The sequence below is a fragment of the Sphingomonas trueperi genome, from assembly GCF_040545965.1.
GTDB classification, from domain to species: domain Bacteria; phylum Pseudomonadota; class Alphaproteobacteria; order Sphingomonadales; family Sphingomonadaceae; genus Sphingomonas; species Sphingomonas trueperi_C.
This window is the reverse complement of the sequence record NZ_JBEPMV010000003.1, coordinates 688,851-711,637: the sequence shown is the minus strand read 5'-3', so window position 1 is coordinate 711,637 and position 22,787 is coordinate 688,851. Positions and strand designations below refer to the sequence as shown.

General features: G+C 68.0%; 16 protein-coding genes. 8 read left to right on the top strand and 8 right to left on the bottom strand.

Annotated features, from left to right (window positions below):
- Position 1 precedes the first annotated feature (1 nt).
- Positions 2 to 1,201: an efflux RND transporter periplasmic adaptor subunit gene (locus ABIC35_RS11230; protein WP_121073947.1), complete on the bottom strand. Its 1,200-nt coding sequence runs from the start codon at positions 1,199 to 1,201 to the stop codon at positions 2 to 4.
- A gap of 63 nt (positions 1,202 to 1,264) precedes the next feature.
- Between ABIC35_RS11230 and ABIC35_RS11225 the strand changes: the two genes are divergently transcribed.
- From ABIC35_RS11225 to ABIC35_RS11210, 4 genes are read left to right on the top strand one after another with little or no spacing between them, the layout of a single operon-like run.
- A complete protein-coding gene (locus ABIC35_RS11225; RefSeq protein WP_354278438.1) occupies positions 1,265 to 1,936 on the top strand; it encodes a TetR/AcrR family transcriptional regulator in 672 nt (223 codons plus the stop codon).
- Positions 1,937 to 1,982: 46 nt separating this feature from the next.
- Positions 1,983 to 2,747 (top strand): (Fe-S)-binding protein, encoded by a 765-nt coding sequence (locus tag ABIC35_RS11220; RefSeq protein WP_121073950.1) that lies wholly within the window; start codon positions 1,983 to 1,985, stop codon positions 2,745 to 2,747.
- The gene (locus tag ABIC35_RS11215; RefSeq protein WP_121073954.1) at positions 2,744 to 4,135 is read left to right on the top strand and encodes a lactate utilization protein B; all 1,392 of its coding nucleotides are present in this window, start codon (positions 2,744 to 2,746) and stop codon (positions 4,133 to 4,135) included. Before ABIC35_RS11220 ends, ABIC35_RS11215 begins: the two co-directional genes overlap by 4 nt.
- Positions 4,132 to 4,752: a LutC/YkgG family protein gene (locus tag ABIC35_RS11210; protein WP_121073957.1), complete on the top strand. Its 621-nt coding sequence runs from the start codon at positions 4,132 to 4,134 to the stop codon at positions 4,750 to 4,752. Before ABIC35_RS11215 ends, ABIC35_RS11210 begins: the two co-directional genes overlap by 4 nt.
- Positions 4,753 to 4,872: 120 nt before the next feature.
- On the opposite strand, the gene fucP is transcribed toward ABIC35_RS11210, so the two are convergent.
- From fucP to ABIC35_RS11190, 4 genes are read right to left on the bottom strand one after another with little or no spacing between them, the layout of a single operon-like run.
- Entirely contained in the window at positions 4,873 to 6,153 is a 1,281-nt protein-coding gene (fucP, locus tag ABIC35_RS11205) for an L-fucose:H+ symporter permease (RefSeq protein WP_121073960.1), read from the bottom strand.
- A gap of 34 nt (positions 6,154 to 6,187) precedes the next feature.
- A complete protein-coding gene (locus ABIC35_RS11200) occupies positions 6,188 to 6,955 on the bottom strand; it encodes an SDR family oxidoreductase (RefSeq protein ID WP_121073961.1) in 768 nt (255 codons plus the stop codon).
- On the bottom strand, positions 6,952 to 8,238 hold the full coding sequence (locus ABIC35_RS11195) for an L-fuconate dehydratase (RefSeq protein ID WP_121073964.1): 1,287 nt from the start codon (positions 8,236 to 8,238) through the stop codon (positions 6,952 to 6,954). The genes ABIC35_RS11200 and ABIC35_RS11195 overlap by 4 nt, the downstream gene beginning before the upstream one ends.
- Positions 8,238 to 8,978 carry an SDR family oxidoreductase gene (locus tag ABIC35_RS11190; protein WP_121073967.1) on the bottom strand — a complete coding sequence of 247 codons (741 nt, stop codon included), beginning with the start codon at positions 8,976 to 8,978 and terminating at the stop codon, positions 8,238 to 8,240. Before ABIC35_RS11190 ends, ABIC35_RS11195 begins: the two co-directional genes overlap by 1 nt.
- A 122-nt stretch (positions 8,979 to 9,100) precedes the next feature.
- Here ABIC35_RS11190 and ABIC35_RS11185 point away from each other — a divergent pair, with 122 nt between their 5' ends.
- Positions 9,101 to 9,952 carry an IclR family transcriptional regulator gene (locus ABIC35_RS11185; RefSeq protein ID WP_121073970.1) on the top strand — a complete coding sequence of 284 codons (852 nt, stop codon included), beginning with the start codon at positions 9,101 to 9,103 and terminating at the stop codon, positions 9,950 to 9,952.
- Between the two features lie 11 nt (positions 9,953 to 9,963).
- Here ABIC35_RS11185 and ABIC35_RS11180 read toward each other — a convergent pair whose 3' ends face one another.
- Both ABIC35_RS11180 and ABIC35_RS11175 read right to left on the bottom strand, forming a co-directional pair.
- The gene (locus ABIC35_RS11180; protein ID WP_354278437.1) at positions 9,964 to 10,095 is read right to left on the bottom strand and encodes a hypothetical protein; all 132 of its coding nucleotides are present in this window, start codon (positions 10,093 to 10,095) and stop codon (positions 9,964 to 9,966) included.
- Between the two features lie 58 nt (positions 10,096 to 10,153).
- A complete protein-coding gene (locus tag ABIC35_RS11175) occupies positions 10,154 to 11,083 on the bottom strand; it encodes an alpha/beta hydrolase (protein ID WP_183049476.1) in 930 nt (309 codons plus the stop codon).
- Positions 11,084 to 11,300: 217 nt separating this feature from the next.
- On the opposite strand from ABIC35_RS11175, the gene ABIC35_RS11170 reads away from it, so the two are divergent.
- Both ABIC35_RS11170 and ABIC35_RS11165 read left to right on the top strand, forming a co-directional pair.
- Entirely contained in the window at positions 11,301 to 14,225 is a 2,925-nt protein-coding gene (locus ABIC35_RS11170; RefSeq protein WP_354278436.1) for a glycoside hydrolase family 31 protein, read from the top strand.
- 2 nt (positions 14,226 to 14,227) lie between these two features.
- On the top strand, positions 14,228 to 15,838 hold the full coding sequence (locus ABIC35_RS11165) for an alpha-L-fucosidase (RefSeq protein ID WP_121073973.1): 1,611 nt from the start codon (positions 14,228 to 14,230) through the stop codon (positions 15,836 to 15,838).
- 95 nt (positions 15,839 to 15,933) lie between these two features.
- On the opposite strand, the gene ABIC35_RS11160 is transcribed toward ABIC35_RS11165, so the two are convergent.
- Entirely contained in the window at positions 15,934 to 21,156 is a 5,223-nt protein-coding gene (locus tag ABIC35_RS11160) for an Ig-like domain-containing protein (RefSeq protein WP_183049306.1), read from the bottom strand.
- Positions 21,157 to 22,015: 859 nt separating this feature from the next.
- Here ABIC35_RS11160 and ABIC35_RS11155 point away from each other — a divergent pair.
- The gene (locus ABIC35_RS11155; RefSeq protein WP_121073979.1) at positions 22,016 to 22,735 is read left to right on the top strand and encodes a phage tail protein; all 720 of its coding nucleotides are present in this window, start codon (positions 22,016 to 22,018) and stop codon (positions 22,733 to 22,735) included.
- The last annotated feature ends 52 nt before the right edge of the window (positions 22,736 to 22,787 follow it).

The following is a 22,787-nucleotide window of genomic DNA, read 5'->3' as shown; positions in this document are numbered from 1 at the left end:
CTTACTTCCCTTGGGCAGGCGCGGCGCCCGGCTGGCCCTGCGCGGGCTTGGCATTGGGATCCCAGGGCTTGGGCGTCACCGCCATGCCCGGGCGCAGCATCATCGCGCCCTCGACGATCACCTTGTCTCCGGGCTTGAGGCCGCTGGTGACGATCCAGCTGTCGCCGGCGGTGCGGCTGGTCTGGATCGGGCGCGGCTCGATCTTGTTCTCGGCGCCGACGATCAGCACGGTCGGGTTGCCGCGCTCGTCGCGGCTGACCGCGCGCTGCGGCACCAGCATCGCATTCTGCTGCGTGCCCTCGACGAGGTGGGCGCGGACGAACATGCCCGGCAGCAACAGCCCGTTGGGATTGGGGAACAGTGCGCGGATCACCTGGCTGCCGGTGGTCTCGTCGACGGTCACGTCGGCGAAGCGCATCGTGCCCTGCGGGCCGTACTTGCTGCCATCCTCCAGCGTCACCTGCACCTTGGCGTTGCCGTCGCGCGCCACCTGGCCGGCCATGATCGACTGGCGCAGCTTGAGGATGTCGGCGCTCGACTGCTGGATGTCGACATAGATCGGGTCGAGCCGCTGGATCGTGGTCAGCGCATTGGCCTGCGAGGCGGAGACCAGCGCGCCGGTGGTGAATACCGAACGGCCGATCTTGCCGCTGATCGGCGCGCGGATGGTGGTACGGGCGAGGTCGATCTCTGCGGTAGCGAGCGCGGCGCGCTGGGCTGCCACGTCGGCGCGGGCCTGGGCGGCGCTGGCGACGGCGTTCTCGGCTTCCTGCTTCGAAATCGCGTTGATCTTGACCAACTCGCCATAGCGGCGGGCGAGCGCCTCGCTGGTGGCGATCGTCGCCTGGGCGCGGGTCAGCGCCGCGCGGGCGCTGGCGACGGCGGCGCGATAGGGGGCGGGGTCGATCCGGTACAGCGGCTGGCCCTGGCGCACCATGTCGCCTTCGGTGAACAGCCGCTCGAGGATCAGGCCGTTGACCTGCGGGCGCACGTCCGAGCTCTCATAGGGGCTCAGCCGGCCGGGCAGCTCGCTGGTGAGCGGCACCGCCTGCTGCTGGACGACGACATAGGATACGGGGGGCGGCGCGGCCTGCTGTCCGCCTGCGCCGCCGGGTGCCCCGGCACCCTGCTGCTGGGACTGACCGCCACAGGCGGCGAGGACAAGCGCGAGAGCCGGCGCGGTGTGACGGAAAAAGGTCATGCGGAAGCCTGCCGTTATGTTATATGTGAGTGAACGATCGCTCACATTCGCCGCTACTGCGAAGTGAGGTACTCGGTCAAGACGGTTTCAAGGGTAACACGGATGGCAGAAGCCACGGAAGCAGGCGGGGTTCCGCACCGGGATAAGGCGCTGTTGCGGCGCGAAAAAATCGTGTCCGCAGCACGCAGGTTGTTCATAGCGAACGGTTTTCACGCAACGGGCGTGGCCCAGATCGCCAAGGAATCAGGCATTGCGGTAGGTCAAATTTATCGCGATTTTTCTTCCAAGGAGGCCATCGTCGCGCAGATCGTGCAGGCCGACTGCATGGATTTCCTCTCGCCCGAGTCGCTGTGCGCCGGCATCCAGAGCGGGGATCCCGAGTTCGTCTGGACCTGGCTGGGCGACTTCATCCGTCCCGAACCCGATGAATCGGACCCGCTGTTCGCCGAGATTGTCGCCGAGTCGGCGCGCAACGAGCGCATCGCCGCGATCTTCGAGGAAACGCGTGAGGACGTGCGCGGGACTATGCTTGCGGCACTGACCGCCCTAATTCCGGGCGACGCCTTTGCCGAGCGGCGCTGTGCGCTGAGCGACGTCATCACCGCGACCGCGCTGGGGCTGATGCAGCACCGCTTCCTCAGCCCCGCCGAGGATACCGATCGCGCCGCCGCGCTGGTGCTCAAGATGATCCGGCACGAGGTTGCCGCGATGCAGGCCGAGGCTGCGGCGGGCTGAGGCGCGGGCTGGTGACAGTGCGCGCGCCGATATGCGAAGGGACGGCATGAGCATGGCCCCTTCGCCCCGCGTCGCGCTGTTCGTCACCTGCCTGGTCGATGCGATGCGGCCCCGCGTGGGCTTCGCGGCGCTGCGCGCGCTCGCCGATGCCGGGTGCGAGGTAGTGGTGCCGGAGGCGCAGACCTGTTGCGGGCAGCCGGCGCTCAACTCGGGCGACCGCGCCACCGCAACCGACTTCGCGCGGCGCAACGTGGCGATGCTGGAATCGTACGCGGCGATCGTCGTACCCTCGGGCAGCTGCGCGGGCACGATTCGCTGCCATTATCCCGAACTGCTCGCCGACGATCCCGAATGGGCCGGGCGCGCCGAAGCGGTTGCCGCCAAGACCTGGGAGATACTCGCCTATCTCGATGCGCGCGGTTGGCGGCCGGAGGGCGTGGCGCTGCCGGCGACCGCCACCTATCATGACAGCTGCTCGGGTCTGCGCGAACTCGGCATCAAGGCGCAGCCGCGGCGGCTGCTCGGCGCGGTCGACGGGTTGGCGCTGGTGCCGCTGTCGGGCGAGGAGACCTGCTGCGGCTTCGGCGGCACCTTCTGTGTGAAATATCCGGCCATCTCCAATGCGATCGCCGACGAGAAGGCGGCGGCGGTGGAGGCTACGGGCGCGGGGCTGCTGCTCGCGGGCGATCTCGGCTGCCTGATGAACATGGCGGGCAAGCTCCACCGGCGCGGAGGGCAAGTGCGCGCCTTCCACACCATTGAGGTGCTGGCCGGCATGGCCGACGGCCCGGCGATCGGCGAAGCGCAATGAGCCGGGCATTCGACGCGCGGGTCGACGCCGCGCTCGCCGACCGCCAGCTCAAGATCGCGGTCGAGCGCACCGCCGGCACTGCCGAGGCCAAGCGGGGTGCAGCGATCGGCGCCTGGCCCAGCTTCGCGGCGGCGCGCGAGCGTGCGGCGGCCATCAAGGACCATGTGATCGCCAATCTGGGGTCCTATCTCGTCCAGTTCGAGGCGGCGGCGACCGCCTCGGGCGCGACGGTCCATTGGGCCGCGACCGCCGACGAGGCCTGCGCGATCGTGGTCGACATTTGCCGCAAGGCAGGCGCCAAGAGCGTCGCGCGCTCCAAGTCGATGCTCGGCGAGGAGATCGGCCTGCCGCACGCGCTGGAGGCGGCGGGGATTGGCCGGGTCGAGACCGATCTCGCCGAGCACATCATCCAGCTCGCCGGCGAGCGGCCCTCGCACATCATCTGGCCGGCGATGCACAAGACGCGCGAGCAGGTCTCCGAACTCTTCCACGCTCGCCACCGCGAACCGCATGTCGAGGAAAGCATCGTCGCGATGGCGGCGAGCGCGCGGCGGCAGCTGCGCGGAGAGATGCTGAGCGCCGATGTCGGCATTTCGGGCGCCAATTTCCTGATCGCCGATAGCGGGCAGGTGTGTACCGTCACCAACGAGGGCAATGCCGAACTCTCGCTGGTGCCGCCCCGCGTCCATATCGTGACCGCGGGGCTCGAGAAGCTGGTCCCCTCGATGGACCATGCGGTGCATCTGCTGCGGCTGCTCGCCCGCTCGGCGACCGGCGCGGCGCTGACGCAATATACCACCTTCTATGCCGGGCCGAAGCGGGCAGGGGACCGCGACGGGCCCGAGGAGATGCACATCGTGCTGGTCGACAATGGCCGCAGCGCGATGCGCGATGAGGGACTGGCGGAGATGCTCCGCTGCATCCGCTGCGGCGCATGCATGAACCACTGCGTGGTGTTCCGCCAGATCGGCGGCCATGCCTATGGCGGCACCTATCCAGGGCCGATGGGATCGGTGCTGACGCCCGCGCTCGACGGTCTGGCGGCGAGCCGCGACCTGCCGGGCGCCTGCACGATGAACGGCAAGTGTCAGGAGGTCTGCCCGGTCGCGATCCCCCTGCCGACATTGCTGCGCGGCTGGCGCGAGAAGAGTTGGCGCGAGGGGCTGGAGCCGGTGACGCTGCGCCAGGGGCTCGGGCTCTGGGCCTGGGCGGCGCGGCGGCCCTGGCTGTACCGCGCAGGCGTGCGCTGGGCGATCCGGGCGATGCGGCTGGCCGGGCGCGGCTGGATATCGAAGCTGCCGCTGGCCGGCGGCTGGACCGGCGGGCGCGACTTGCCTGCCCCCGCGGCGGAGAGCTTCATGGACCGCTATCGAAAGGGCGAACGATGAGCGCACGCGACGCGATCCTGGCGCGGCTGGGGCCGACGCGCGACCCGGCGGTGCTGGCGGCCGAGGCGGCGTGCCTGCTCGCGGGCGAGGAACGCGAGCGGCCGGCGGGGCCGGAGGATCTGGTGGCGCGCTTCCTGGCACAGCTCGCCCTGCCGAGCGTGGCGGCGACGCATGCCCGGATCGAGTCGCTCGCGGAACTGCCGGGGGCATTGGCGGACTATCTCGCGTCCGAGGGCGCGGCACCGGCGCTGTGGCTGCCGCCCGATGCGCGGGTGGCGGGGCTGGACTGGGTGAGGCTGACCCGGCTGGCGGACTGCCCGATCGATGACGGCACGGTGCTGGCCTTCGCGCGCGCCGGGGTGGCGGAGACGGGCTCGCTGGTGTTCGAGACTTCCCCGGAAGCGCCGATGCTCCCCCATTTCCTGGCGCTGCGGCACATCGTCGTGCTGGAAGTCGCCGGGCTGGTCCGCTGGCTGGAGGACGCCGCGCCCGGCGGGACGGTGCCGCGCGCACACTACTGGGTAACGGGCGTCAGCGGCACGACCGACATCGAAGGCACCTATGTCCGCGGCGCCCATGGCCCGCGGTTCCTGCACGTGGTGGTGGTCGGCTCTTAAGCCCCTCCTCCTTGGAGGAGGGGTTTGGGGGTGGAGGGATTCCAGAACGCAGGTTGGTCTCGGTGAGACACTGCCCCACCCCAACCCCTCCCCTGAAGGGGAGGGGCTTTTACCATTTTCTCAATGCCCCGCCACTGCGAACGCCACTTCCCCAGCCGCCCCCGTCGCGCGCGCCCCGAAGGCGAGCACCACCAGGAACGCCACCGCCGGCACCAGCAGCGCCAGGTTGATCCCCGCCAGGTCAGACAGATGCCCCATCGCCGCGGTCAGCACCGCGCCGCCGATGATCGCCATCACGATCAGCGAGGCGCCGATCTGCTTGAGCGGGCCCAGCCCGCCGATGCCGATCGCGAAGATCGTCGGGAACTGGATCGACATGAAGAAGCTCGCCGCCACCAGCGCGTAGAGCCCGGTCGTGCCGCCGACGAACACCGCCGCCACGGTCAGCGCGGCCGAGAGCCCCGAGAACACCACCAGCAGCTGCGGCGCCGAGACCTTGCCGAGCATCGCCGCGCCGACGAAGCGGCCGATGCCGAACAGCACCAGGCTGGCGAACAGATAGTCGGCCGCGCCCTGCTCGGTGAGGCCGGGCAGGTTCACCTGGGCGTAGCGGATCGTGTAGCTCCACAGCCCCACCTGCGCGCCGACGTAGAAGAACTGCGCCACCACCGCGAACAGCAGCGTCCGGTCGCGCAGCACGGTGCCGAGGGCCTTGCCCGTCGGCACCGCGGGGGCGTCGCCGTCGCGGCGGTTGTCCGGGAAGGCAATCAGCGCGGCGGCGATCGCGAAGGCGAGGACGACCAGGCCGATCACCAGATAGGGCGTCTGCACCGAGGCGAGTTCGCCGCGCAGCGTCGCGGTCCGCTGGGCGGCGGACATGGCGGCGAGTGCCTTGTCGTCCTGCGCGAAGCTCGAAAGGATGAAATATTTCCCCACCAGCACGCCGAAGATCGTGCCGAGCGGGTTGGCCGCCTGGGCGAAGTTCAGCCGGCGCGCGGCGCCTTCGGGGCTGCCGAGCTCGGCGATCAGCGGGCTGGCCGAGGTCTCGAGGAACGCGAGACCGCAGGCGATCACGAACAGCGCGGCGAGGAACCAGCGATATTCGCCGAAATGCGTCGCCGGATAGAAGAGCAGTGCGCCGATCGCGTACAGCGTCAGCCCCGTCACGATCGCCGCCTTGTAGCCTCGTCGCCGCGCGAGCATCGCCGCCGGCGTCGCGAGCAGGAAATAGCCCATGTAGAAGGCCTGCTGGACGAAGCTGGTCTCGAAATCGCTCAGCGTGAAGGCGCGGCGGAAATGCGCGATCAGGATGTCGTTGAGGTTGTTCGCCATTCCCCACAGGAAGAACAGCGAGACCGTCAGGATGATGGCTGGGGTGTAGCGTCCGGCCTTGCTGGCCATGGGTCCTCTCCTTGGTGCGACGCCCCTGTTGGGGTCATTCGATGGCGCGGTCCAGATGCGTGTAGCCGCCGTCGACGAACAGCCACTGGCCGGTGGTGTGGCTGGCCCGCTCGGAAAGCAGGAACAGCGCGGTGTCGGCGATCTCTTCCGGCGTGGTGAAGCGGTGGCCGAACGGCACCCGGCGCTCGATTTCCTCGCGCCGTGCGACGGGGTCGTCGAAGCTCTTCAGCCATTCGGCATAGGCAGGGGTCTCGACCTCGGCCGGCACGATCGCATTGACCCGGATGCCGTCGCCGCGCAGCGCCACTGCCCATTCGCGGGTCAGCGCCAGCACCGCGCCCTTGGCGGCGGCATAGGCGCTGGTACGGCCCTGGCCGGTGATCGAGGTCTTCGAGCCGATATTGACGATCGCGCCGTGTGCCGCCTTGAGGTGCGGAAGCGCGGCGCGGGCCATGCCGAAATAATGGACGAGGTTGATGTCGAGCGAGGCGCGGAATTGCGCCGGGGTCGCCTCGAAGCCGAGATTGTCGTTCAGCCCCGCATTGTTGACCAGCCCGTCGATCCGCCCGAAGCGCGCCGCCACCGCGTCGACCGCGGCGACTACGGCGTCGTCCTCGGCCAGCTCGCAGGGGTGGAACAGCCAGTCCTCGCCCAGCTGCGCGACCAGATTCGGCCGCGGCGGTTCGCGCGAGATGATGGCGGGCCGGGCGCCTTCGCGCGCCAGCCCGGCGGCAATGGCCGCGCCGATCCCCGACGAACCGCCGGTGACGATCACGACCTTGCCGGCGAGCCCCAGGTTCATGCGCCGAACCGATATTGGACGAGCGTCTCGGGCTTCATCTCGATCGAATAGCCGGGGCGCTGCGGCGGCATATAGGCCGCGTCCTTGATCACGCAGGGCTCGAGGAAATGTTCATGGAGATGATCCACATATTCGATGACCCTGCCGTCCATGGTGCCGGCAAAGCACAGATAGTCGATCATCGACAAGTGCTGGACGTATTCGCACAGCCCCACGCCGCCGGCATGCGGGCATACCGGCAGGCCGTAGCGCGCGGCGAGCAGCAGCACCGCCAGCGCCTCGTTCACCCCGCCGATGCGGCAGGCGTCGAGCTGAATCACGTCGACCGCGCCGACGCTCATGAACTGTTTGAACAGGATGCGGTTCTGGCACATCTCGCCGGTCGCGACCTGCACCTGGCCGATCCCATCGCGGATCGCCTTGTGGCCGAGCACGTCGTCGGGGCTGGTCGGCTCCTCGATGAACCAGGGCTTGGCGAAGGCAAGCGCGTTGACCCATTCGATCGCCTGGCCGACTTCCCAGACCTGGTTGGCATCGATCATCAGCTTGCGATCGGGGCCGAGCACCTCGCGGGCGATGCGGACGCGGCGGATATCATCCTCCAGGTCGCGACCGACCTTGAGCTTGACATGGTGGAAGCCTGCGTCGACCGCTTCCTGCGCGAGGCGCCGCAGTTTCTCGTCCGGATAGCCCAGCCAACCCGCAGACGTGGTGTAGCAGGGATAGCCGTTCGCCTCGAGCGTGGCGACGCGCTCTGCCTTGCCGGCGGCGCGCTCGGTGAGCAGGGTCAGCGCCTGCTCGGGCGTGATCGCGTCGGTGAGGTAGCGGAAGTCGATCGCGCGGACGAGTTGTTCGGGCGTCATGTCGGCGACCAGCTTCCACACCGGCTTGCCCTCGGCCTTGGCCCAGAGGTCCCAGATCGCGTTGACCACCGCGCCTGTGGCGAGGTGCATCGCGCCCTTGTCCGGGCCGATCCACCGCAACTGGCTGTCGCCGGTGAGGTGCCGCCACATGCGCGCGGGCTCCTCGGCGATCCAGGCGAGGTCGAGGCCGATCACCAGATGGCGCATCGCCTCGATCGCGGCGACGCAGATGTCGTTGCCGCGGCCGATCGTGAAGGTGAGGCCATGGCCTTCGAGGCCGGGGACGTCGGTTTCGAGGATGACATAGGCCGCCGAATAATCGGGGTCCGGGTTCATCGCGTCGGAGCCGTCGAGCGAGGCGCTGGTCGGGAAGCGCAGGTCGACCGTGCGCAGGCCGGTGATACGGGCGTGCATCGTCATCAGTTCACCCACCCGCCGTCGATCACATGCACTGCACCGGTGGTGAAGCTGGCCTCGTCGCTGGCGAGATAGCAGATCAGCGCCGCGATCTCGTCTTCCTGGCCGAGCCGACCCATCGGCTGGCGCGCGACGAAGGCGGCATGCGCTTCCTCGACTGCGATGCCCTGCTGCGCGGCCTGTTCGGCGACCCGCTGTCGGAGGCTGGGCGTGTCCACGGTGCCGGGGCAGACCGCATTGCAGCGGATGCCCTTGGCGACGAAATCTGCCGCGACGGACTTGGTCAGGCCGATCACCGCTGCCTTGGAGGCGCCATAGGCGTGGCGGTTGGGAATGCCCTTCACGCTCGATGCAATGGACGACATGTTGACGATCGCGCCGCTGCCCTTCGCCAGCATGCCGGGCAGGAAGGCGCGGATCATGCGGTGCATCGCATGGACGTTGAGGTCGAAGGACAGCATCCAGTCGGCATCGGTCCCGTCGAGGATCGACCCTGCCGCGACGAAACCGGCGATGTTGGCGAGCACGTCGACCTGGCCGATCGTCTCGGGAAGCGCGGCGATGGCGTCGGCATCGAGCAGATCGAGCACCACCGGCTCAATACCGTCGAGCGTCGCAAGCGCGGCAGCGTCGCGGTCGAGCGCGAACACCTTGGCGCCCTCATCGCGCAGCCGCAGCGCAGTCGCGCGGCCGATGCCGTGCCCTGCCGCGGTCACCAGCGCGGTCTTGTTGCCGAAACGCATCGCCTCCCCAACTCCTTCAGAACGTTTTCATAGGTCAAAATGACTTTCACATTCTTAGGCGCAAGCCGCGATTGTTCGCAAGTGGCATGACACCGCTCGTCGCATTGGCTAGCCTAGTCGCCATGACCGAGAATGCACCCGCCGCTTCGGCCGACAAATCGCCCGCTTATGCCGCCCCCGCGCTGGAGAAGGCGATCGACGTGATCGAACTGCTCGGCAGCGAGCCGCAGGGGCTGACGATCAGCGAGATCGCGCAGCGGCTGGGGCGATCGATCAGCGAGCTGTTCCGAATCATCGTCGTGCTCGATCGGCGGGGCTGGCTGCACAAGGATGGGGCCAGCGATCGCTACCGGGTGACCTATCGCGTGCTGGAAATCGCCCACCGCGCGACGCCGGCGCAGGAGCTCACCCATGTCGCCACGCCGCTGATGCACAGTCTGGCGGCGGCGACGGTGCAATCCTGCCATCTGGTGGTGGTCAACGGCACGCGCGGGTTGATCGTCGCGCGGCAGGAGAGCCCCGGCACTACCGGCTTCGCCGTGCGGCTCGGCACCGAAATCGACCTGCTGACCAGCTGTTCGGGCCATGTGCTGCTCTCGGCGATGGACGAAGAGCGGCGCGCGGCGCTGTATCCGAAGGGGCTGCCCAAGGGGCTGCTGGATCGGCTCGCCGAGGTTCGCGCCAAGGGCTATGAATCGATCCCCAGCGCGCGGATGGCGGGGGTGTCGGACATGAGCTGCCCGATCTTCGGCTTCGACGGCCATGTCGTCGCGGCGCTGACCATCCCGTTCCTCGCCGCGATCGACGATGCCCCGCATGTCTCGCAGGAAGAGGCGCTGGCGCTGCTGCGGAGCACGGCAACGGCGATCTCCTCGGCGCTCGGCTGGTTCGACCGGGGCGAGGCGCCGGTGGTGCCCAGCCTCTCGGTCGCCAGCCCGGTCCGCCGCCGCCGCGCCCGCACGATGGAGGTCTGAGGCGGCGGGCGTCAGCCCGGCGTGACGGCGTAATAGATGTTGTAGCCGACGAACACCGTCGCGATGATCGCCAATATGATCAGCGCGACGGCACCGAGCCCCTTACGGGCGCGCTTCTCGACGGGTTCGGTTCTCGGGTCCATGCAGCGCCTCCTCGTTGATTTGTAACGAAAAGACGCTTCGGCGCACGGATCGTTGCGCTCAGCCCGTCAGCAATCCCAGCCGCCGCGCATAGGCGGCGAACAAGGTCGGCCAGGCCGAGGCCGGCACCGTCTTCGGCAGGCGCACGCCGAAGCCGTGCCCGCCCTGGTCGAACGCATGCAGTTCGCCCGGGCGCTTGGCCGCGAGCATCGCCTGGTAGAGCGCGATGCTGTTCTCGATCGGCACCAGCCCGTCGTCGCTGGCATGGGTGAGGAAGATCGGCGGGGTGTCGGCGGTGACGCGCTTCTCCACCGAGGCGGCGTCGAGCGCCTTGGGATCGGCGCCGGGGCCGAACAGCTGGTCGCGCGAGCCGAGATGGGTGAAGGGCGCGCTCATGCTCACCACCGGGTAGATCAGTCCGGCCAGGTCGGGGCGGGCGGAGAGCTGGTCGGCGGCGTCGACGGGGGCGTAGACGCGCTCGGCATGGCGGGTCGCCAGGCTGCCGGCGAGGTGGCCGCCGGCGGAGAAGCCGATCACCAGCAGCTTCGCCGGATCGACGCCGTAGCGCTTGGCCGAAGCGCGGATCAGCCGCAGCCCGCGCTGGGCGTCGGCGAGCGGTACGGTCGCGCGGTTGGCCCAGCCATCGGTGGGGATGCGGTAGCGGAGGATGAAGGCGGTGATGCCCTGCGCATTGAGCCAGCGCGCCTGCTCCTCGCCCTCATTGTCGATGGCGAGGAAGCCATAGCCGCCGCCCGGCATGAGCATTATCGCGGTGCCGTTGGGGTTCGCCGCGCGGCGCACGGTGAGTGAGGGGCGCTCGATCCCGCGCAGCCAGCGATCGGGCGCGGCGGGATCCTTGGAGCGCTGCTCGGTGCTCGGTTTGGGCAGCGGGGAGGGCGCACCGGGGGGCGAGCCGGGCCAGAGCGGCAGCACCTCGTCCGCGTCCGCCGCGCCGGCGGGGAGCGCGGCGAGCGTCGCGGTGGCGGCCATGCCGGTGAGCATCGTTCGACGCGTCAGGTCTTCGAACACGGACTTCCTCTCCTTTGCGGCCCAGCAATCCCCGCTGAAAATCCAGCCCCCGCGGTGATTTGCTTCTGATTCTGGTAACGCTACCCTTGGTTGCAGAATCATCGGCGCCGCGCAACCGAGCCGAAAAGGGGCGCGCCGCGCTCTACGACCACGCCTGGGTGGACGCTGCCGGAGGGCGATGGCACTCGCGGCGCGGGCGCTGGGTGCCAACAAGACCAAGGGAGAGACGTGCATGAAGCGGGTGTGGATGGCGGCGCTGCTGGCGAGCAGTGCAATCGGCGTGGCGCAGGCGGCGCAGGAACAGGGCTACACCCGTAGCGATAGCGGTGTGGTCGTCACGCCCAGCGGCGGCAGTGTGGCAAAGGTGGAAGTGACGGTGCACGGCGACGGCATCTTCCATGTCGTGGCGCTGCCCAGGGGCGTCGATACCGGCACGCTCGCCCCCAGCCTGATGGCGCCCAACCCGCCCGCGCCCGGCGCCTTCGAGGTCAGCAGCGCCAACGGCCATGTTCTGGTCAATGCCAAGCGGGCCACCGCCGATGTTGAAATCGCGACGGGCCAGGTGCGCTTCACCGATGCCAAAGGGCGCGAATTGCTCGCCGAATCCGGCCAGGCTGCGTTCCGGCCGGTGACGGTGGAGGAGAAGCGCTTCGTCTCCGTCAGCCAGCAGTTCAACCGCGGCAGCGATGAGGGGCTGTACGGGCTCGGCCAGCACCAGAATGCGCAGATGAACTACAACGGCGAGGACGTCGAACTCGCCCAGCACAATATGGATATCGGCGTGCCCTTCCTCGTCTCGACGCGCAGCTACGGGCTGCTCTGGGACAATGCGAGCATCACCCGCTTCGGCAATCCCAAGCCCTATACGCCGGTGGGCGAGGGGATGAAGGTGACTAGCGACGGCAAGCCCGGCTGGAAGGCGGACTATTTCCTCGACGGCAAGCGGGCGGTCTCGCGCCAGGAAGCGACGATCGCCTACCAATATATCAAGGACCAGAAGAACTGGCCCGAGGCGGCCAAGGCGCGCACAGTCGCGGCGACCGGCGGGCAGAACACCGCGGGCAATGCGGTGCAGAAGCAGACGGTGGTGTGGACCGGCGACGTCCAGCCGGAGGTGACCGGCACCCACAAGTTCCAGCTCTACGGTTCGAGCTATTACAAGGTCTATGCCGACGGTAAGCTGGTGCTCGATCGCTGGCGGCAGAACTGGAACCCCTGGTACGCCAATTTCGACCTGCCGATGGTCCAGGGCAAGCCGGTCAGGATCCGTATCGAGTGGGAGCCGAACGCCGGCTATATGGCGCTGCTCCACAATGATCCGCTGCCCGCGCAGGACCGCCACTCGGTGTGGTTCACCAGCGAGGTGGGCCAGGCGAAGAACTACTGGTTCGTGTCTGCCGAGACGATGGACGGCGCGATCGCCGGCTATCGCCAGCTGACCGGCAAGGCCGAGATGATGCCCAAATGGGTCTATGGCTTCTGGCAGTCGCGCCAGCGCTACAACACCGCCGACGAAGTGACCGGGGTGGTGGACAAATATCGTTCGCGGAACATCCCGATCGACAATGTCGTGCTCGACTGGCGCTATTGGCGCGACGACGACTGGGGCAGCCACGCCTTCGATCCCACCCGCTTCCCCGATCCCAAGGCGATGATCGACAAGGTCCACGCCCAGCACGCGCAGTTCATGATCTCGGTCTGGCCGAAATTCTATCCGACGACCGAGAACTACAAGGAGCTGAACGCGGCGGGCGCGGCCTATCAGGGCAATCTGCGCCAGGGGAACAAGGACTGGGTCGGCCCCGGCTATGCCAACACCTTCTACGATCCCTATTCGGCCGAGGGACGGCGGATCTTCTGGAAACAGGTGCAGGCGAAGCTGGCCGTGCTCGGCACCGACGCCTGGTGGGCCGACGCCAGCGAGCCCGACATGCACTCCAACCTCTCGATCGAGGAGCGGATCGACACGATGGGGCCGACCGCGATCGGACCCGCCGCGCAATATTTCAACAGCTACCCGCTGATGAATGCGCGGGCGTTTTTCGAGGGGTGGCAGGGCTTCAAGCCCGATGTGCGGCCGTTCCTGCTCACCCGCTCGGGCTTTGGCGGACTGCAGCGCTATGGCGCCGCGGTCTGGTCGGGCGATGTCGCGACGCGCTGGTATGATCTGCGCGCGCAGATCTCGGCGGGGGTGAACACCGCCATGTCGGGCCTGCCCAACTGGACGCATGACATCGGCGGCTTCGCGGTCGAGCCGCGCTACGAGGCGAAGAACCCGACGCCCGAGGATCTGGCGGAGTGGCGCGAGCTCAACCTGCGCTGGTTCCAGTTCGGCGCGTTCAGCCCGCTGTTCCGCAGCCATGGCGAGGCGCCGTTCCGCGAGATATATCAGATTTCGCCCGAGGGCTCGCCGATGCGCGCGTCGATGGTCTGGTATGACCAGCTCCGCTACCGGCTGATGCCCTACATCTACACGCTCGGTGCCGATGCCTATTGGAAGGACGGCAGCATCATGCGCGGGCTGGTGATGGACTATCCGGCCGATACCAAGGCCCGGCGGATCGACGACCAGTATCTGTTCGGCGATGCCTTCCTCGTCGCGCCGGTGACCGAATACAAGGCGCGCAGCCGCACCGTCTACTTCCCCGGCACCGGCACCTGGTACGACTTCGCCACGGCCAAGACCTATCGCGGCGGCACCGTCGCGGGGATTGCTGCGCCCGCCGAGCGGATGCCGCTGTTCGTCCGCGCCGGCGCAATCGTGCCGATGGGGCCGGTGACGCAATATGTCGACCAGCAGCCGGACGCGCCGCTGACGATCACCGTCTATACCGGCGCCAACGGGGCCTTCTCGCTCTACGAGGATGACGGTCGCAGTGCGCAGTATAAAGCGGGCGCGTTCAGCCGTATTCCGCTGACCTGGGACGACAAGGCCGGCACGCTCACCATCGGCGCACGTGAAGGCAAGGGCTGGGCCGGCATGCCCGCGACGCGCAGCTTCCGGGTGAAATGGGTCAGTGCCGGCAAGCCTGTGACCGATGACAATAGCTTTGACGCTGAAGTGCGGTATCAAGGTGGTACTGTCGTGGTTCAGCGGAGGTAACAATGATCGGATCAGGGTGGCGGCGTCGCGGGGTGTTGGCGGGGCTCGCCGCCCTGCCGGCGGTGGCGCGGGCGCAGATGACGGCACAGGGGCCGGTACAGGGCAACTGGCCCTCGCTGGTGGCGAACTACCGCTACCCGGACTGGTTTCGCGACGCCAAGTTCGGGATCTGGTCGCACTGGGGCCCGCAATCGGTGCCCGAGCAGGGCGACTGGTACGGGCGGCACATGTATATCCAGGGCCATCCGGCCTCGGACTTCCATCGCAAGGCCTATGGCCATCCCGCCGATGTCGGCTTCATGGAGGTTCAGAACCGCTGGACCGCCGAGCGGTGGGATCCCGAGGCGCTGATGCGGCGCTATGTGAAGGCGGGCGCGAAATATTTCGTGTCGCTCGCCTGCCACCACGACAATCTTGATTGCTATGACAGCGCGCATCACGGCTGGAACAGCCTGCGCGTGGGACCGAAGCGCGACGTGGTCGGCGCCTGGGAGAAGGTGGCGCGCGCGCACGGGCTGCGCTTTGGCGTCTCCAACCATGCGGCGCATGCCTGGCACTGGTTCCAGACGGCCTATGGTTACGACCCCGAAGGCGCGCGCAAGGGCGAGCGCTACGATGCGTTCCGCCTGACCAAGGCGGACGGTGCGGGCAAATGGTGGGAGGGGCTCGATCCGCAGCTGCTCTACACCGGCAAGCACATCGTCGCGCCGGACGGCATCGACACGATGAAGGCGATGGGCAAGTGGCACGAGGATAACGATGGCCAGTGGGTCGAGCATGGCCCGGCCGGCGACGCCGCCTATGCGACCCGCTGGTTGCAGCGCCAGGTCGACCTCGTCACCAAATATCAGCCCGATCTCTGCTATTTCGACGATTACGAGCTGCCCTTCGGCCCCATCGGGCTGGCCGCGGCGGCCGATTACTACAACCGCTCGATCGCCAGGAGCGGCAAGATCGACGTGGTGCTCAACGCCAAGCAGCTGAAGCCCTATGCGCGTTTCGGGCTGGTCCAGGACGTCGAGCGCGGCTTCGCCGACCGGCTGTGGGACGAGCCTTGGCAGACCGACACCTGCCTCGGCGACTGGTTCTACAAGCGCAGCCTCTATACCGAGAAGCGCTACAAGTCGGCGGGCGACGTGCTCCAGCGGCTGGCCGACGTGATCTCGAAGAACGGCAATCTGCTGCTCTCAGTACCCCAGCGCGGCGACGGGTCGATCGATTCGGAGGAAGAGCGCATCCTCGACGATCTCGGCGCCTGGATGGCGGTCAACGGCGAGGCGGTGTTCGGCACCCGGCCGTGGCGCGTCTATGGCGAGGGACCGACCCAACTCGCCGCGGGCATGCAGAACGAGGATGGCTTTAAGGGCTTCACCGAACGGGACGTGCGTTTCACCACCAAGGGCGACGCGCTGTACCTGTTCTTCCTCAAGGCGCCGAGCGCGCCCGTGACGGTGCAGGCGCTGGGGCTGAAGGCGGGCCGGGTGGCGCGGGCGCGACTGCTGGGGGGTGGGGACGTGCCGTTCCGCCAGTCGCCTTCGGGGCTTACCGTAACGCTGCCCACAGGGCTGGGCACGGTGCCGGTGCTGCGGATTGACGGGCTTCGCAGGGGATAAGGAACCGGGGCGGTCGTGGTGACCGCCCCGGCCCCTCGGCCGTTCTTCCGGCGACGCGGCGTACCGACGCATCGTTCATCGATCGCTACGCCGCGTCAGAACTCCTTCCCGACCACGACGCGCAGCGTTCCTGCGGTTTCCTGCCCACCGCCGCGATACCCGCCCTCGAGATCGACCGTCCAGTTGCGCGGCAGTCCCATCCGCGTGCCCAGGGTGAGCTGGTACTGGTTGCGCGACCAGCCGAAGGTGCTGATGCTGTAGAGCGACTGGCCGGGAATGTCGGCATAGTCGAGCCGCTGCGCGGCCGCTTCCTGGAGCTCGTGGTTCCACTCGAAGCGCAGCCGCGGCGTCATCGTGACCTCGCCATAGCGGCGCTCCGTTTCGAGCCGCGCGCCGAGCGTGCCGGTCAGCGAATGGACGTCGCGATGGTCGAACCGCAGATCCATGCGTCCGGCGCCGCTCTCCACATAGCCGTCGAGATTGGCCCGGAGGAACTCCCCGCGCGCGTAGAGCGACCAGCGCAGCGGACCGCCCTCCCGATCGATCCCGAGCGCCAGCGCGCCGAGGGTGAAGTTGCCGTCGCGACTGCCGAGCGCGGTGGCGTTCGTCGTCTTCTCCAGCCGGCGCGTGGTGAAGCTCAGGTTGCCGAAGCCCACCATGCCGTCAATGAAGGCGCCCTCCACGGGCATCAGGCTGGCATAGGCTGCGACCAGTCGGCTTTGGCTGCGGACCCGTGCCTTGTCGCCGCTGATGCGGCTGACATCGTTGCTGTAGCCGCCGCCGATGCCGACGAGCACGCCTTCGGCCAACTTGATGTCGGCGCCTGTGCTGAGGCCGGACGTGGTCGCGGTGATCTTCGAACGATCGCTGGTCGCGTCCTGGGTGCCGATGTCGATGGCGCCGCCGGTCCACAGGGCCACGGAGCCCTTGCGGCGCGTGCCGTCACCACCATCGCCATCGTCGCTGCCCTGGGCGGTCGGACGCGCGGCAGGGGCCGTGCCGACCGACGAACCCGCGATCGCCGCCCGCCGCGGGTTCACGGGCGCCATGCCGAGGGCGCCGCCGCCGTTCATGGCCGAAGGCTGGGTACGGGCGACGGCACCCAGCGCGGGGTCTTCGCCCGACATGCGCATCCGCTCGGTGATCGCCGAGGCGTACGCATCGAAGGCGGAGTTGTCGCGCATCATCGGATGCTGGTCCCGCGAGGCGAGGCTGACGCCCATCTGCGGCTTGCTCGATCCACCGCCGTTATGCAGTTGCTCGGTGCGGCGCATGAAGTTCGCCACTTGCGTCCGCCCGAAGCGACGCGCCGCTTCGGCCTGTGCGTCGCTGAGCGCGCGCACATTGGGATCGAGCGTCGGATCGGGGCGCGCGGCGACCGTGACGGTAACCGTCGCCGGCGCGGACGTGCCGAAGGCATTGCTCAACGTATATTGGATGACGATCTTGCCGCCGAAGCGGGCCGCCGGAACGATGTCGAGGCGATAGGCCTGGGTCGCGCCCGAGCCGCTGGCGACCACTTGGGTGACCGCCGCGTCCGCCGGCGTCATGCCCACCACCGCCGCGCCGGTGAACGGGCCGTTGAGCGCACCGGCGGTCAGGTCGACCGACACGCGCTGTCCGTCGCCCGTCTCAGCCGTCTTGGGCAGCGCCTGCGGGACCGCGGCGACGACCTGGATGGTCACGGCGGCGGGTGCCGACCGCCCGCCTGGCCCGACCGCGACGAAGCTGAAGCTGTCTGGGCCGGAATAGTTCACGTTCGGCGTGTAGACCGCCGTAACCGTGGTCACCGCCAGCGGACGCACCCCGCCGCTCGGGGAGGCGGTGATGGTCCGCAGCGTCAGCGTGCCATGCGACGGCGGCGTCTGGATCTCGATCGACGTGAAGTTGCCGTTGACCAGCGAGGACAGGTCGATCTCCGTGTTGACGCCGGGCTGCGCAGCGGTGGCCGCGGGGACGGTGCTGTTGCCCGGTTCCGCAGCCGGCGGGGGCGGCGTCGCGACGGTGACGGTGACGGTCGCGGGCGTGGACGTGCCGCCTGGCCCGGTAGCCGTATAGGTAAAGCTGTCCGCCCCGAACGAGTCCTTCGTCGGAATATAGGTGATCACGCTGCCCGATACCGTGGCGGTACCGTGGGCCGGCGCGCTGGCAACGGCGATGCTGGTGTAGGCGCCTGTCACGGACGCGGCGAGATCGATCGGCGTGCCGGGGCTGTTATAGTCCACGGCCAGGCTGCGACCGGCTACGATCGGCACCGCCGGCGCGGCAACGGTAAGGCTCACCGTTGCCGGCGCCGAGGTCCCGCCCGGACCGGTGGCCGTGTAGGTGAAGCTGTCCGCGCCGGAATAGCCGGTGGCCGGCGTATAGGTGACCACATTGCCCGCCACGCTCGTCGTGCCGTGCGCAGGCGCGGTGGCGATCGCGATGCTGGTGTGCACGCCCGTGATCGAACTGCTGAGATCGATCGCGGTGCCGGTGCTGCCATTCGGTACCTCGATGCCGCTGCGATCGGCGACGGTCGGTGCCGCGGGCGTTGCAACCACGAGACCCACGGTCGCGGGAGTCGAGGTGCCGCCGGGGCCGGTGGCCGTATAGGTGAAGCTGTCCGCACCGTCATAGCCGGCAGCCGGGGTGTAGGTGACCACGTCGCCCGCCACGCTCGTCGTGCCGTGCGCGGGCGCGGTCGCCACGGTGATGCTGGTGTGGACGCCGGAGATCGACGTCGAGAGGTCGATCGCGGTGCCGGCGCTGTTGTACGGGATCGCAACGCCGCTGCGGTCCGCGGCGGTGGGCGCTGCGGGCGTGCTGACGGTGATGCTCACCGTCGCCTGGGCCGACGTGCCCCCCGCATTGGTGGCGGTATAGGTAAAGCTGTCGGCGCCAAAATAGCCGGCCGTCGGCGTGTACTCGATGGCGAGGCCGTTGACCGTGGCGGTGCCATGTGCCGGCGGCGTCGCCACGGCGACGCTGGTGGCGGCCGTCCCCGACAGGGCGAGCGTGATCGAATTCGCCGACGAATTATAGGCGACGGTGGCGTTGACCGCCCCGGCGACCGGCGGCGCACTCGCACCGACCGTGAAGTTGTAATTCTCCCCCACGCCATAGGGCGCGCCCGTACCCGTGGTCGTGTCCCGCGCGACGACGCTGAAGTTGAACGTGCCCGTCGCGGTCGGCGTACCCGACAAGGTGCCGTTGCTGGCGAGGGTCAACCCCGGCGGCAGCGTGCCGGCGTGCAGGGTGTAGGTATAGGGCGCGGTGCCGCCGCTCGCGACGAAGTTCCCGCTATAGGCCTGGCCGACCATCGCCGACAGGGTTGGGTTGGTGAGCACAAGCTCCGGCGTGCTGACGAACACCGTATAGGCGCGGCTGCCGCTATAGGGGGCGCCCGTGCCGGTCGATTGGTCGGTGGCGGTGACCGTGAAGTTGTACGCGTTGCTTGCCGTGGCGGTGCCGGACAGCACGCCGCTGGACGACAGAGTCCAGCCCGGCGGCAGCGCGCCGGCGGTGACCGCGAAGGTGTAGCTGCCATTGCCGCCCGACGCGGTCAGTGTCTGGCTGTAGGGCGCTGCCGCGCGCCCGTCCGGAAGGCTCGCCGGAGCGATCGTAACCGTCGCTGCGGCGACCGTCAGCGAATAGGCGCGGCTGCCGGTGAACGGCGCGCCTGCCCCGGTCGTGCTGTCCGTGGCGGTTGCCGTGAAGGTGAAGGTGCCGCCAGCACTTGGCGTGCCGGACAGCGTTCCGTTGCTGGCGAGGGTCAATCCTGCGGGCAAGGTACCGGCGGTGATCGAATAGATGTAGGGCGCGACGCCGCCGCTCGCCGTGAGCATCTGGCTGTACGCAATGCCGGCAGTCGCGCCGGTCAGCGAGGTGGGCGTCAAGGTGACGGTCGGCGCGCCGACGGTGATCGAATAGCTCTTCGAGACCGAATAGGGGCCGCCGCTGCCCGCCGAGGCGCTGTCGGTCGCGGTGATGGTGAAGTTGAACGTGCCGGTCTGGCTCGGCGTGCCCGCGACCGTGCTTCCCGAAAGCACCAGGCCCGTCGGCAGGGTGCCGGCCGTGACGGCATAGGTGTAAGGCGCGGTGCCGCTGCCCGCGGTGAAGCTTTGCGAATAGCTGGTGCCGGCAGTCGCGGCCGGAAGCGCCCCGGCCGCCGGCGACAGCGTCAGCGTCGGCGAAGCGATGACCAGCGACAGGCTGCCGGTCGCCTGGGTGAAGCCCGAGGGCAGCGAGCTGTCGGTCACGTTCGCGGTGAAGCTGAACGTGCCGCTTGCCGTCGGCGTGCCGGTGATCGTGCAGTTGGTGTTGAGCTGGGTGCCGGCAGGAAGCGCGCCCGAGGCGAGCGTGGTGCTGCAGCTATAGGGCGCGGTGCCGCCGGTGGTGACCACCTGCACGCCGCTGAGTGCCGTCCCGCGCGTGCCGCTGCCGGTCAGGCTGGCGGACAGCGTGGGATTGCTGACCGGCACCGTCACCGTGGCGGGCGAGGACGTGCCGCCACCGTTGCTGGCGGTGTAGGTGAAGCTGTCGTTTCCGCGATATCCGGCCGGGGCCGAATAGGTGACCAGCCCCGCACTGTTAATCGAGACGGTGCCGCCGTTGGCGGTCGTCGCCGATCCCACCGCGAAGCTGGTGGGGCTGTTCGTCACCTGCCCGGCAAGGCTGAAGGTCGCGCCCGTCGCGCCATAGGCGACCGCCGGCGCGGTGTAGGCCGATGCCACAGGGGTCGAGACATAGGTGAATTGGTCCGCTGCGCTGGTCGCGCTCGTGCCGCCGGCCGTGGTGACGCGCACGTCCACCGTGCCGGTGCCCGCCGGCGAGGTGGCGGTGATCCGCGTGGCGCTGTTGACGGTATAGGTCGCCGCGGTCGATCCGAACACCACGCTGGACGCACCGCTCAGATTCGTACCGGTGATCACGACGCTGGTGCCGCCCGCCGTCGATCCCGACGTGGGCGCGATCGAGGTTACCGTGGGGGTGGCCGCCACCACGGTGGAGTCGGATGCGGTTGCGGTATTCGCGGCGCCGCCACCCGACAGCTGGACCGAGGGGGTGAGCGGACTCGACGCATTACTCGCAAAATTGGCGGTCAACGTGATCGCCGGCCCGGAGCCCGCGCTGAAGGCGGTCGTCCGCGAGCACGATCCCGACTGGCCCGACCCGCTGCAGTTCCAGCCCGAGCCGGAGGCGCTCGAATAGGTCATGCCGCTCGGCAGCGTGAAGGCAGCGGTCAACGTTGCGCTGGTGGTCGCGCCACCCGAGACGCTGGGCGTGATCGTATAGGCAAGCGAGCCGCCCTGCACGGCATTGCCGCTGTGGGTCATCGTGACGCCGAGTGAAGTACCCGCTGAACAGCTTATGTTGATCTGGGCGCTTCTGGTAGTTCCGTCATGCACGGGATTGGTGTTGTTGCCGGTGATGTCGTAGCTCGACAGCCCCACATATAAGGTATCATTGGGGCCGCCGGTCCCGCTGAAGGTGAACGATCCGCTCCCGCTCGATGCGGTGGAGTCTGGTACCGCGTCCGCCGAAGAAACAAAGGTGGAACCATCGTTCCGCGTGTAGACTATGAAGACATGTGCACCTTGGGTGTTTCCCGACCAGGAATAGGTGACCGTCTCCCCGTTGACGAGGGGTTGGCTAGTGAAAACAAAGTCGGGATCCTGCTGGTCGCTGATCGTGTAGGTGCGACTAAAGGTGTTGATCTCATTGCAGCTGGCTGATGCTGCAAATGCGTGCGCCGGTGCGAAGACGAACAAGCCGCCTGCGATTGCGGCGCGAAGTTTCCGATGCGCCAGACAGGAAGGCCGCGCAGTCGTGCGTTGCGGTTCGACCGCATCATTGTGGCGCACGTCGTTGAAAACAGCAGCGGCAATCCGACCACAGGCGGACTGCACCTTCCCCAAGCCCCAAACCATGTACAAAGCCCCCAGCTGCCCCCTTAAGGGCACCATACTCTTATCGAAGATTCACTTTACCAGCAACAGGATACGCAGGAAGTGTGAATACCCTGTTATCGTCGTTGCATGTAACCTTATATAATCTGGCGAATTTGGCAAATATTCCGCGCTGCAGCGAGCGACCTTCCCTCTATGAGGGCACGATAGTGTCACCATACGGCGAAGGCTGATCGCTCCATCATCATCTTCTGATCGAATTTCCAGAATGCACTTGCGAATCGTCATGATCGCGTATCTAAAACCAAAAAACGGCGGACTCGTTTTGATACGATACCGTCATGATGATGGTTGGGGGGATGAAGCCTTGTCGGATCCATTTATTGGCCAGATCATGCACACCGGTTTCAGTTTCGCGCCGGCGGGCTGGGCATCTTGCAACGGCCAAATCATCGCCATAAGCCAGAATACTGCGTTGTTCGCGCTGCTGGGCACCACCTTCGGCGGCAATGGCGTAAGCACCTTCGCCTTGCCCAATGCGGCGGGCCGATCGTTTCTGGGGCTCGGACCAAGCACAGCCAGCGGCCAGACCTATGAGCCAGGCGAAGTCGGCGGCGCCGAAAACGAGACGCTGACCATCGCCAACATGCCGCAACACAATCACACCGCCACCTTCACTGGTGCAGCGGGGCAGACGACGGCCACCGGTTCGCTTCAGGCGTTCACCGGTCAAACCACCACCCAAGTCAACACGCCTGCGGATGGCTCCTTCCTGGCAAACTGCGCGAACGCTGGTCCTGCCGCGGTGAAAATCTACGTGCCTGCAGGCACCACCGGCACGCCGGTGAACCTGGGCGGCGTCAATATCACGGGCGGCAGCTTCACGCCCCAAGGGTCGGTCCAAGTCGGGGTGACGGGGAGCAGCATGCCGTTTTCGATCATGAGCCCGTTTCTTGCCGTACAGACCAACATCGCGCTGCGGGGCGTTTATCCTGCACGCAATTGATCCAACGGATCAAGCCTCCCCCGGGCGGCGGACACGCACAACCCGGGTCTTG